Raw genomic sequence first — 11,574 nt, 5'->3', positions numbered from 1 at the left:
TTTATTTCCTCGCAAGCTTACTCAGCACTGCTGGCAGCACTGGCCTGTAGAGCAGCAGGCATATTGTGATTGGCAAATTTAGCAATCACATTGCCGTACAAACTCGGATTTGCGCTGGAGAAATATTCCACCTTGTGGAATTCACTTGGCGCAGCCAGTTTGTTGAATGAAGCCATGTCATTAAGTGTATTGGGTGACTGTTTCACCTTATCCACCCACTGATTGAAGCTGGCTTCGTCCGGTGTAGCAATGGCAGTAAATTTCATACCAGAGAAACCGGCACCGCTGTAGCTTGATGAAATACCCTTGTATTCACCGGCAGTATCAGCAATCAGATGAAGCTTGGTTTGCATACCGGCCATAGCGTAAATCTGGCTGCCCAGCTGGGGAATAAAGAATGAATTCATCACTGTATTGGAAGTGATTTTGAATTCTACCGGGGTATCTTTCGGGAAAGCAATTTCATTAACAGTGGCAATACCCTGTTCTGGGTAGATAAACAACCATTTCCAGTCTAATGAAATTACTTCAATAACCACCGGCTTCTTGTCACTTTCCAGCGGACGGTAAGGGTCCAGAGAGTGAGTGGTTTTCCATGTGATTGTCCCCAGAATGAGAATAATCAGGATAGGAATACCCCAAACTATGGCCTCGAGTTTATTGGAATGCGCCCATTTCGGTGAATATTTGGCATTACTACCCTCTTTATATTTCAGAGAGAATAGAATCGCCATGATAATCACCGGAATAACGACTATCAACATCAAGCCTATGGCTATCAGTATCAGCGAGCGTTCTTCCTGACCTATATGGCCTTTAGGGTTTAGCAGAGCAGCATCACAGCCGCTTAAAAGCAGCGAGCCGATCAGCATTGTCAATACTATCCCTGAGAGCTTACTTAATTTCATGTAACGACCTCAACATTACGGGAAACACGATTAACGTTTGTAAAAAACGGGAGCTACTATTTTAAGACAATGTTGCGAAACTGTATATTGTCTAAGGCTATATGTTATTTAAGGTATAACAAACAAAATTGTTTGTAGTTTATTTTGTAAATTATATTTTTAATATAAATCAAATGTTTATTTAAAAAATTTGGAGCGATATTAAATTAATCAATGCTATGAATAACTGTTAAGTTAATATATTAATACAATTATTAACATATAATTATTGTAATTAGATTACATTCCTGTTGTAGCAAAAGCAGTTTTTTTATTAAAAATAAATATTTGATATTCAATGCTTGTTTACGTGTCTCTAATGAAAAATTTAATCTAAATCAAATTATCATTAGTTTTGAAATAAATTATTGCTTTAAAAAATATCTTAAATATACCTGTAAAAGTTAATACAGCTAATTTTATCTTTTATATATTTGTTTTAAGTGTGAAATTATAAAAACACTTGAGCATTTGGCAATTGATGGTGTGTTGCAAATATATCTATGCCACTCAGCCAGTAACTACTTTTGTTGATGAAAGTGCACAATGAAAGCAGACTACAAGCTTAAGATTAGACAATTATTTTATTATATTTTTTAAGTCTACTTTTCATACACAGCAATAGCCTTACCAGTGTAAAGCAGTTGTCATGCCATATTAGTGGTAAGTAATGAAAAAATCGGTTTTAATTGTAATAACGCAAAGTGTAGAGTCAGATAATTCAATCATTGTGTAAAGACTTAATACAAAGGATATAGGTATATTAAGCCTGTTTTGGCACCTATTGGCATAAAAATAAAGAAACGCAGGACAGGTGGGCGTCAATTTCAATATATGATTGCATCCGCCCTTAAGCCAGCCAGTATGAGAACTGACCGTTTTGCTGGTGTAGCTAAATGCAACCATAGCTCTACACTATTTTAAATTCACAACTTAGCTGTCTTGTCACGGGATAATCTTCTTAGTTGATGCTTTATCATACTGCTAAGAATGTCTGCAAGAAAAGTATACCGTTACACTGTATAAGTGGTTTAGAAAATTAGTTTAAACAGAAAAAATACCTTATTCAAGTTGAAACCTGCGTCAGCGGTTGAGACTCTTTAATAGTACATTCAATTGTTCAACACTGAATAAGTGGCTTAGCAGTATCGCTGAATAAGCGAAAAAAAACGGAATTCACATGTTCCGTTTTTTTGTATACTAAATCCTTGTATTCACTCGGCCAAAGAAAATATAGACAATAACCGCTAGAAAACCAAAAGCCAGAGACAAAAAAAACATTGCCTGATAAGCGCAGTTTATTGAAATTATTTGATGTTGAGTGAGGTTGATTAATATTCCTGATAATACGCCTCCAAATGCACCACCAATTTGCTGTGTAACACGCGTGATAGCGCTCGTGTCCTTAATTTGATTTTTATCACAGAACTCAAATGGAGAAGAGAGAACAGCAATCGTGGCGACGCCTAATCCGGAACCTCGAACAGTAAAACCGATAATTTCAAAGGCGTTGCCACCTACTTGAATTATTAATATACTTATTGCTGATATTATTAATCCTACACCAATAATTAGAAATGAATTTATCTCACTTAGCGATTCATAAATAAATTTTCTAGCCAACCAAGCACCTACACCTTGTAGAGCTAGCAACATACCAATATATGTAATAGATATATTATCATTTATTGCTTGTATTAAGGGAAAAAAAATCATGAAACCAAAAAAGATAAGTGACGTCAGAAATCCCATAATTATTGCAAACGAATATTGAATACAACTAAATGAACTTAAATCGATCAGTTTACTGTCTGACTTGTTATTAATAATAAGCGAAACCATCATCAAACCAATACCTAAAACTAGCATAATAATATTAAAAATATCAAAAAAATGCCCAGAAATGATATTTTTAATAGAGATGAAAAATATTATTAAAGCAATTAAAAATGTCATTAATACATAAATATTCATATTGTATTTAGACGTTTTATTATCAGGCATTGTCGTCCTGCCAAATAAAAAAGCCATAAGTACTAAAGGTATGTTGATAAAAAAAGCTATTCTCCAATTTAACTGTTCTGATATGATTGCTCCAAAAATTGGCCCTAGTGCAGGGGCAAAGACTGATGGAATAGCAATCAATGCCATAACCGGCTTTAGTCTTTCCTTACCAAAATAAGTTGCTATTGTAGATTGGGTAATAGGAATTAAAATTCCTGCACCAAAACCCTGTAGACATCTATACAAGATTAAAGAAACCAGGTTATATGAAAATCCAACTAATATAGAACCAACAAGAAAGACAAAAATTGAGCATACCCATGCTTTCTTGAGTCCAAAATTTTCATGTACATAAGGTGATAGTAATATGCCAGCTGCGCAAGCAAGCATATATATGGTAACAGCCCATTGCATATAAGCATAAGAGGTATTAATGTCATTCGAAATTGAGGGTAAAATAACATTAACAATACTGCTATCTAATAATGGCAATATACTAGATAGTGTCATAGCAAACACTAACTTTCTTTCTGAGGCTGTCAGGTCAATCGATTGCTTCATATTAAATTCTTTCCAGAATATATTGAGTTGTGCCTCGTGTATATATTCCACCGAACGTTGATGGTGTAATTTCTTTATATGGTTCTATTGGCGTAGCCGCTGTGCTGCATCCAGTGCAAAGTAGGTGAGAATACCATCGGCACCGGCACGTTTAAATGCCAGCAGACTTTCCAGAATTACCTTATCTGCATCGAGCCAGCCATTCTGAATAGCCGCCTGTAACATTGCATATTCACCTGACACCTGATAAGCATAAGTTGGCACTGCAAATTCATCTTTCACCCGCCTGATTACATCCAGATAAGGCATACCCGGTTTAATCATTACCATATCCGCACCTTCAGCAATATCCAGTGCTACTTCATGCAGTGCTTCATTGCTGTTTGCAGGATCCATCTGATAAGTATATTTATTACCTTTGCCCAGATTACCGGCACTGCCTACCGCACTGCGAAATGGCCCATAGAACGCGGAGGCATATTTGGCCGCATAAGACATTATCCGCGTATGAATAAAACCATTTTCTTCCAGTGCTTCACGAATAGCCCCAATACGGCCATCCATCATATCGCTTGGGGAAAGAATATCGGCACCGGCGTCAGCGTGTGACAGTGACTGTTTAATAATAGCTTCAATGGTTTCATCATTCTGAATATAACCATTTTCGTCTGGTAAGCCATCCTGGCCATGAGTGGTATATGGATCCAGAGCCTGATCAGCCATCACCCCCAGTTCTGGAAAGCGCGATTTTAAGGCACGGATAGCTTTCTGAATAATGCCATTTTCATCCCATGCGGCGCGTCCGTCTGCGGTTTTGCTGTCTGGATTGGGTACGCCGAACAAATCAAGTACCGGTACGCCAAGCTCCAGTGCCCGTTCACCTACCTTTAATAGTTCATCAATTGATAAACGTTCGACTCCCGGCATACACGCAACGGGTATACGGCCAGTTTCCTCGTGTACAAATACAGGCAAAATAAAATCATTGGCTGTTAATATGGTTTCACGCATCATGCGGCGTGAGAAATCATCATGCCGCATACGACGCATACGTGTATTAGGCATGATTCGCGGAGGAAAATTCATAATAACTATCCTGATATTTTTTGGAATAGAATACAGCCAACTGAATAAATTAGCTGGAAACCATGGCCAATAAGGCTTTGTGAGTTTTGGCTTATTATTCTAAACCTTTTTAAGCAGTAGTACTAATTAATGTGCTGGAATATATTTTTGTTTCAGTTGCTTCTGTTCTAGATTATCTTGTTTTGATGAATGTGCTGTTCAGGTGATATTTGCATAAAATTTATCTGCATAGATACAAACAATTTTTAGTTTTATCAAGCCAGAAAGCAGGCACAGTATGAGAAGCTGGTTAACTGATTGTTTTTTAATCTCACATAGATATTAAGCCATAGCCTATACTCCACATGATAATTCCTATAATAAAATCTAATATTTTCCAGGAAATATTTTTATTAAATAGTGGAGATAAATATTTCGCGCCATAGCCTAAAGAAAAGAAAAATAGCCATGATGCAAGCATCACTCCGATTGCGAATGAATAGAGATTTTCCTTGAAAGAAACAGATATCGAACCCACTAAAATAACAGTATCCAGATATACATGTGGGTTTAACCACGTCAGTGCCAGACAAACACCGAGGACACTCATCAATGAACTTTTATCAATTTGACTTGGCTTCAGCGCTGACTTTTGTATCAATGCAGAATAAAAATTTCGCGCGCCATAAATAAAGAGAAATGCAGAACCTAAATACCTTGAGTAGACAATAATATCAGGATAGCTTTTAAGTACTTTTGAAAATCCTGTTACGCCTAGATAAATCAGAATAGTATCTGACAGTGAGCAAATCAGGCATACCCAGAAAACATATTGCCGTTTTAAGCCTTGCTTTAAAACAAAAGCATTTTGGGCACCGATGGCCATAATTAAGGAAAAACCAAGTCCTAATCCAGATAGTAAGGCAGACATTTATTTTTTATCCAATTATATTTTTGGGTAAACAGAGTAGTTGTGCATCAATATTGCTTCTCCAGATTTTTTCTTTATTTGTAGTTAACACAATAGATTTTAATATATTGGCTGATTTGGACTATAGCTTGCTGATACTAAAATTGATTTGGTTACTTTGTTGTATTTTCGGGGGCAATGATTGCATATAAAGGCAGATGGTCAGAAAGTTTTTGCCATGGCAGGCCGCTTAAAGGTTTGGCTTCGAGTACATTTAAATGGCGGGTAAAAATTCTGTCCAGACTCAGAATGGGCAGGCGTGCCGGAAAGGTTTTTGGAGCATTGCGGTAAGTACAGAATGCGTCATACATATTTAACTTCAAACCCAGATTGTCATGTGAGCGCTGGCGCCAATCGTTAAAGTCACCAGCCAGAATCAATGGATTGGCCGGATCAATTTCGCTTTGAATGTAGTCGGAAATGGTTTGATACTGTTTGATGCGGTCGGGTTCGCGCAGATTAAGATGAGCGCACAGACACACTAAAGGCCGTGACCATTGGGGCAGCTTGATTTCGCAGTGCAAAAGGCCGCGCTGTTCCATATTATTTACACTGATATCCAGATTGTGACAGGTAACAATAGGATGACGGCTCAAGATGGCATTGCCGTGGTCGCGATATTTATAACGTGCATTACGACCATAACTAACGTGATAATCTAGCTGTTCGCTGAGAATCTGGTAATGCGGTTGTCGGGGAAAATCAGGAATGTTTTCTGCCCGCTTACTGTTGTATCCCTGTACTTCCTGTAAAAACAGAATATCCGGAGCAAGTTGCTGTAAAGCAGAGGCCATTTGGGAAAGCTGTACTTTCTGATTAAGTGCAGACATGCCTTTATGAATATTATAGGTGGCAATGGTGATGGTATTCATGAAAATGGCCGGTGAGTTAAATTACCAGTGTTGTGGTAATTGCAATAGTGCAGCACGATTAGAAGGGGAAAACACCTGCTCGATTGCCTGTTCAAGAGAACACCACACATAACGTAAATGCTCCCTTGGTGCCAGATAGATAGGAGTATCTGCGGCAATACATAGAGAAAAAACATGTTCGGTGTTGTGGGTAACGCCGGGAGCATAGCGATGGCGCCAATGCGGGTAAATTTCAAATATACTCGACTGATGCCAGTTATTAATAGTACTACTGTGAATACCGGTTTCTTCGGCCAGTTCCCGTATTGCAGTCTGTTCCAGAGTCTCATCCGGCTCCTGACTGCCTGTTACAGATTGCCAGTAGCCGGGTTTATCTGCGCGTTCCAGTAACAATATCTGCTGGTTATTGTTGTAAATAACAACCAGCACAGATATTGGCTGTTTGTAGTGTTTATTGTTGGTCATGATGCGTTTGTTGTCCAGAGCGATAAGAAGACGAAACATTTAATTCAGTGGGTAATGGCTCCGGATAGGTAGGTTTTGTTTCTACATTATTTACCGGTTTGGGCATTGTGTCGTAGATAATTGGGTCTCCTGCATCATTCAGAATGCGTATTTCCTGCTTTGGAAAGGAAAATTCAATGCCAACTTCTTTAAAACGGTTCCAGATTTCCATCAAAATGGCTGAATTGATACTCATAAAGCCGTTTTCCGGATCATGAATCCAGTAATTGACATACAGAGTAATGCCAGAATCAGAAAAACTGGTAACAAAGCTGTTAGGTTTGGGGTCATCACACACACGTACCTGTTTGGCAGCCGCTTCCTTCAATATTTCCAGTGCCTGAGGCAGATTGGTATTGTAGGCTACCTGCATAGTTAGGTTGGTAGACATGATTTTACTGGAATAAGAATCATTGATAACAGTATTGGAAACAAAAGTATCGTTCGGAATCAGTGCTTCAGAACCATCACTACTGCGCAATACCACAAAACGTGCGGTTATTTTGGTGACATAACCGGTGAAGTTGTTAATATTCAACCGGTCTCCCGGGCGCACTGAATGATCAGCCAGAATAATAAAGCCAGATACATAGTTGCTGGCGATTTTCTGTAAACCCAGCCCGAGACCAACGCCCAGAGCACCACCGAATACCGAAAGAATAGTCAGATTGATGCCAACCATGGGTAGGGCAATCAGTACGGCAATGACTACCAGCAGGGTTTTAATAATTTTCACCAGCACATAACGCAGATTGACGTCAAGTTTTTCTGCTTTGAGAATACGTTGTTCAGTGATGCGCGATAGCCACATGGCGATAATGATGGCAATTCCGACAATAATGCTGCCGGTAATAACCGTATAGAGGCTCAAACTGGTTGAACCTACAGGCAGTGCCAGTGACTTCAGCAGGCGAATGATAAAGGTATCCAGACTGGTAAGCCATAGTACGAAGCATACCCACAGGAAAGTGGATAGTGAACGTTCGTAGTAGTCATTAAACAGGTTATTGGGAATTGCGTTGTGCAATATGGCCATGATGATGCGAATCATCAGTAACCAGCGCGCAGCAAATACAGTGATCTGTAACCATAATACTGATTCACCTGTACTGTCTCGCCAGACAACGATGGCAATGATGGTACTGATAAACAGTAATATCGGCCATAACAGACGTGAAAACAGATGGTGCAGCAGCGGGAATCGAATGTTTTTCTGCTGCTGGGTATGTCTGGATACAACTGACAGGATTTTCAGGCTAAGCCAGTAGGTGCTAAGCATAATCATGACTGCACAAGCCAGCTCCAGCCAACCGGAAGTGGTTTGTAAGCTATGGACTATCAGTCGTGCCAGAAATTCTTTGCGGGCAAACATGGAGTCAAAATAGTTGTTCATGGTAAGGCAAAGAAGAATTTGAAATTAGCCTTAATGTTAGGCGTTTTAGTAGAACCCTGTAAACTGTCCCTATTAAATTTAGCAATGGTTAGCGGTTGGTAAGGTAGTTTTAACCAGATGTGCCTATCTGCCATATTAGAGAATGGTGCTTTTGTGCTTAACGGATAATATAAAATTATTTATAAAACCAGTTATTTAGTGTTATTTAGGAGAATAAAACTGATACTATGGGCTATTATTTGATTCTGAATGCAAAGATGCTTATAATAGCTGGTTTTCCAACCTTGCCCTTTGCACTTTCGCATGGTAAAGGGATCGATTAGCCACAAGGAGTACACATGCGTCATTATGAAATCGTGTTCATTGTCCATCCGGATCAAAGCGAACAGGTCGGTGCCATGGTTGAGCGTTACAAAACCATGATTACCGAAGCCAACGGTAAAATTCACCGTCTGGAAGACTGGGGTCGCCGTCAGCTGGCTTACCCAATCAACAAAATTCACAAAGCACACTATGTGCTGATGAACGTTGAAACTACACCTGAAGTGATTGACGAAATTGAAACTGCGTTCCGCTTTAATGATGCTGTATTGCGTCATCTGACTGTGAAAATGGACGCAGCGGTAACTGAAGCTTCTCCGATGATGAAAGACGAGAAGTCCAAGAATCTGTTAGCAGGTAACAGCACTGAAGCTGCTGCAGAACAAGCTGAAGCCTGATTAATTTATTGAGGCTGGTTTGCTGAATCAATTATGCCTGTGTGCACAGATTAAAAGTCTGGACGATTTACGCTATACCCCCGCTGGATTGCCAGTATTGACCATGTGGCTTACACATGAATCATGGCAAATAGAGCTGCAACAGCGGTATCTGGCAAAAGTGGAAATTCAGGCAAAAGCACTGGGTGATTTAGCTAAAAACTGGCTGTATCAGCCGGGAACTATGGTGGAAATCAGTGGATTTCTCAGCCAGAAAGGTATTTACCACTCCCGTCCGGTACTGCATATCCAACAAATTCGTGAATATAAAGGTTAAACGACATGGCTCGTCAATCATTCAAACGTAGAAAATTTTGCCGCTTTACTGCGGAAGGTATCAAACAGGTTGACTACAAAGCAGTTGATTTGTTAAAGGACTTTATTACTGAAAATGGTAAGATCATTCCGGCGCGCATCACCGGAACCAAAGCACATTATCAGCGTCAGCTATCTACCGCGGTAAAACGTGCCCGTTTTCTGGCTTTGCTGCCTTACACCGATCAACATAAATAATAAGGAAGATTTATTATGCAGATTATTTTGTTAGAAAAAGTCGGTGGCCTGGGTAATCTGGGTGATCTGGTTAATGTAAAAAATGGCTATGCGCGTAACTTCCTGATCCCTCAGGGTAAAGCTCAGCGTGCCAATGCTGCTAATCTGGCTGCATTTGAAGAAAAACGTGCTGAATATGAAGCACATCAGGCTGCCGTGCTGGCTGATGCCGAAGCACGCAAACTGAAACTGGATGGTCAGAATATCAGTGTTGCCCAAAAAGCTGGTGTGGATGGCCGTCTGTTTGGCTCTGTAACCACTCACGATATTGCAGAAGCAATTAAAGCTGCGCTTGGTGTGGAAGTGGTTAAAGCCAATGTACGTTTGCCTGATGGCCCGCTGAAAGCCATTGGCGAATATGAAATCGAAGTGGCTTTACACAGCGATGCTGTTGCTGCTATTACAGTTACTGTTGTGGCTGCTGCCGAATAAGTACAACTGACACACATCAGGAAAATATAAGCTGTCTGGATTATTCCAGACAGCTTTTTTGTTATTAATAGTAAGAATAGTTTAAAATGTGCATTAAGCATATGCTAGGAACCAGAATAATGAAATTAGTTCGGATTATAAGTGCAGCTTTATTGCTGGCTGCCTGTCAAAGTACACAGCCTGTACAGGAGAAACCAGTTCAGGCTGTTGCGACAGTAAATGTGCCTTTGTCTGCGGAAGAAAAGGTATTTGCTTTAACCGATAGTGGATTAGATTTACTGGGTCGTAGTGATGTTAACCGTTTTATCGACAATGAGGTCAGGCGTGGACACTACAGCCGGGCGCAGCTGGAGAATTTCTTTCGGCAAGTGCACTACAAGCCAAGTATTATCCGTGGAATGGATAAACCAGGTACTTCGTTACCGTGGTATACATTTGTACAGAATAATGCCAGTAATATTCGCATTAGTGCCGGAAATGTTTTCTGGCGGAATAATACTGAGGTAATTCAGGCGGTAGCAAAACACTATGGTGTTGCACCGCAATTGCTGGTAGCCATAGTGGGTATTGAAACCAATTATGGTGCTACGATGGGGTCGTATCGTGTAGCAGATGCGCTGACTACACTGGGCTATCATTACCCGCGCCGGGCAGAATATTTTCAGCGTGAGCTAGCAGAGTTTCTGCAACTGGCCTATGAAGAAAAGCAGGACCCATTCAGCTTTAAAGGCAGTTTTGCCGGTGCCATGGGAATGCCACAATTTATGCCATCCAGTTTTCGTCAATATGCTGTAGACTGGGATGGCGATGGTCATCGGGATATCTGGCGCAATTCTGGCGATACACTGGCTTCAGTAGCCAATTATATGAAACAGCACGGCTGGCAGTCTGGCGCGCCGATTGCCGTACCAGTAGCGATGCAGCCGACACCAAAGTTACAGCAAATTATTGATGAGCCTACTGCGCTGAAATATACCGCCGGGCAGTTGCGTCAGCTGGGGGTGGTTATTCCGGCGCAGATTGGGAATCAGGAAAAAGGTGTTTTATATCGTCTGGAAAAATCTCCCGGTAAATATGATTACTGGTTTGGTCTGAATAATTTTTATACTATCTGGCAATATAATCACAGCCGGCATTATGTAGCCGCAGTTCGCCAGATTGCCAATAATCTGGCCGCTGCGAATGCCAACTTATAAATTTAATCTGTTACTGAATCACCAGCCACCTGCTGTGACGGGTGGCTTTTTATTGCAGCAGGTTGCACAGACAGTCTAGGTGATTGAAAGAGGGTAGGCAGGATGGTATCAAGGCAAAACCTATCTATACAATATATGATATGTGCTACAAGATTTGCGATTAGTCGGTTTCAGATTAAACAGATAATGTTAGCCAGTGTAGGGCTGTGTGCTGTACTGTTTTGTTTTTCTTACTAAGTAGTGATGTGTAGTGCTTAAAGAACAGTTTCCTGTTATTCAGGCTGTTCGGTTTAATAGTAAATATTAACTGAACAACTATT

12 protein-coding genes are annotated in these 11,574 nt (G+C 40.2%); 5 read left to right on the top strand and 7 right to left on the bottom strand.

The features are described from left to right. Positions 1-17: 17 nt before the first annotated feature. The 7 genes from cyoA to BGI33_RS12415 form a co-directional block, all read right to left on the bottom strand. On the bottom strand, positions 18-872 hold the full coding sequence (gene cyoA, locus BGI33_RS12445; RefSeq protein WP_257379231.1) for a ubiquinol oxidase subunit II: 855 nt from the start codon (positions 870-872) through the stop codon (positions 18-20). A 1,275-nt stretch (positions 873-2,147) separates the two neighbouring features. Next, complete coding sequence (locus BGI33_RS12440) at positions 2,148-3,512, bottom strand: MFS transporter (protein ID WP_100091489.1); 1,365 nt, start codon at positions 3,510-3,512, stop codon at positions 2,148-2,150. An 84-nt stretch (positions 3,513-3,596) separates the two neighbouring features. Then, positions 3,597-4,598: a porphobilinogen synthase gene (hemB, locus tag BGI33_RS12435; RefSeq protein WP_100091488.1), complete on the bottom strand. Its 1,002-nt coding sequence runs from the start codon at positions 4,596-4,598 to the stop codon at positions 3,597-3,599. Between the two features lie 310 nt (positions 4,599-4,908). Further along, the gene (locus BGI33_RS12430) at positions 4,909-5,508 is read right to left on the bottom strand and encodes a LysE/ArgO family amino acid transporter (RefSeq protein ID WP_100091487.1); all 600 of its coding nucleotides are present in this window, start codon (positions 5,506-5,508) and stop codon (positions 4,909-4,911) included. 152 nt (positions 5,509-5,660) lie between these two features. Beyond that, a complete protein-coding gene (locus BGI33_RS12425) occupies positions 5,661-6,419 on the bottom strand; it encodes an endonuclease/exonuclease/phosphatase family protein (RefSeq protein ID WP_100091486.1) in 759 nt (252 codons plus the stop codon). Positions 6,420-6,440: 21 nt separating this feature from the next. Beyond that, a complete protein-coding gene (gene nudB, locus BGI33_RS12420) occupies positions 6,441-6,923 on the bottom strand; it encodes a dihydroneopterin triphosphate diphosphatase (protein WP_257379169.1) in 483 nt (160 codons plus the stop codon). Then, a complete protein-coding gene (locus BGI33_RS12415; RefSeq protein ID WP_100091484.1) occupies positions 6,871-8,316 on the bottom strand; it encodes a mechanosensitive ion channel family protein in 1,446 nt (481 codons plus the stop codon). The genes nudB and BGI33_RS12415 overlap by 53 nt, the downstream gene beginning before the upstream one ends. A gap of 338 nt (positions 8,317-8,654) precedes the next feature. On the opposite strand from BGI33_RS12415, the gene rpsF reads away from it, so the two are divergent. The 5 genes from rpsF (at position 8,655) to mltB (ending at position 11,254) form a co-directional block, all read left to right on the top strand. Then, positions 8,655-9,035 (top strand): 30S ribosomal protein S6, encoded by a 381-nt coding sequence (rpsF, locus tag BGI33_RS12410; RefSeq protein ID WP_100091483.1) that lies wholly within the window; start codon positions 8,655-8,657, stop codon positions 9,033-9,035. Positions 9,036-9,054: 19 nt separating this feature from the next. Continuing rightward, on the top strand, positions 9,055-9,351 hold the full coding sequence (gene priB / locus BGI33_RS12405) for a primosomal replication protein N (RefSeq protein WP_100091482.1): 297 nt from the start codon (positions 9,055-9,057) through the stop codon (positions 9,349-9,351). 5 nt (positions 9,352-9,356) lie between these two features. Continuing rightward, a complete protein-coding gene (rpsR, locus tag BGI33_RS12400; protein WP_025330416.1) occupies positions 9,357-9,587 on the top strand; it encodes a 30S ribosomal protein S18 in 231 nt (76 codons plus the stop codon). A gap of 15 nt (positions 9,588-9,602) precedes the next feature. Then, positions 9,603-10,058, top strand: coding sequence for a 50S ribosomal protein L9 (gene rplI / locus BGI33_RS12395; RefSeq protein ID WP_100091481.1), 456 nt, complete (start codon positions 9,603-9,605; stop codon positions 10,056-10,058). A gap of 119 nt (positions 10,059-10,177) precedes the next feature. Next, positions 10,178-11,254, top strand: coding sequence for a lytic murein transglycosylase B (gene mltB, locus BGI33_RS12390; RefSeq protein WP_100091480.1), 1,077 nt, complete (start codon positions 10,178-10,180; stop codon positions 11,252-11,254). Positions 11,255-11,574 lie beyond the last annotated feature (320 nt).

It is taken from the genome of Snodgrassella alvi (assembly GCF_002777425.1).
Taxonomy (GTDB): domain Bacteria; phylum Pseudomonadota; class Gammaproteobacteria; order Burkholderiales; family Neisseriaceae; genus Snodgrassella; species Snodgrassella alvi_B.
This window is presented reverse-complemented; position numbering and strand designations above follow the sequence as displayed.

Bases quoted from the DNA above. Each gene is read 5' to 3' on its own strand.
- rpsF (WP_100091483.1), top strand. From the start codon at position 8,655: ATGCGTCATTATGAAATCGTGTTCATTGTCCATCCGGATCAAAGCGAA.
- BGI33_RS12440 (WP_100091489.1), bottom strand. From the start codon at position 3,512: ATGAAGCAATCGATTGACCTGACAGCCTCAGAAAGAAAGTTAGTGTTT.
- nudB (WP_257379169.1), bottom strand. From the start codon at position 6,923: ATGTTTCGTCTTCTTATCGCTCTGGACAACAAACGCATCATGACCAAC.
- rpsR (WP_025330416.1), top strand. From the start codon at position 9,357: ATGGCTCGTCAATCATTCAAACGTAGAAAATTTTGCCGCTTTACTGCG.
- hemB (WP_100091488.1), bottom strand. From the start codon at position 4,598: ATGAATTTTCCTCCGCGAATCATGCCTAATACACGTATGCGTCGTATG.
- mltB (WP_100091480.1), top strand. From the start codon at position 10,178: ATGAAATTAGTTCGGATTATAAGTGCAGCTTTATTGCTGGCTGCCTGT.
- cyoA (WP_257379231.1), bottom strand. From the start codon at position 872: ATGCTGATCGGCTCGCTGCTTTTAAGCGGCTGTGATGCTGCTCTGCTA.
- BGI33_RS12415 (WP_100091484.1), bottom strand. From the start codon at position 8,316: ATGAACAACTATTTTGACTCCATGTTTGCCCGCAAAGAATTTCTGGCA.
- BGI33_RS12425 (WP_100091486.1), bottom strand. From the start codon at position 6,419: ATGAATACCATCACCATTGCCACCTATAATATTCATAAAGGCATGTCT.
- BGI33_RS12430 (WP_100091487.1), bottom strand. From the start codon at position 5,508: ATGTCTGCCTTACTATCTGGATTAGGACTTGGTTTTTCCTTAATTATG.
- rplI (WP_100091481.1), top strand. From the start codon at position 9,603: ATGCAGATTATTTTGTTAGAAAAAGTCGGTGGCCTGGGTAATCTGGGT.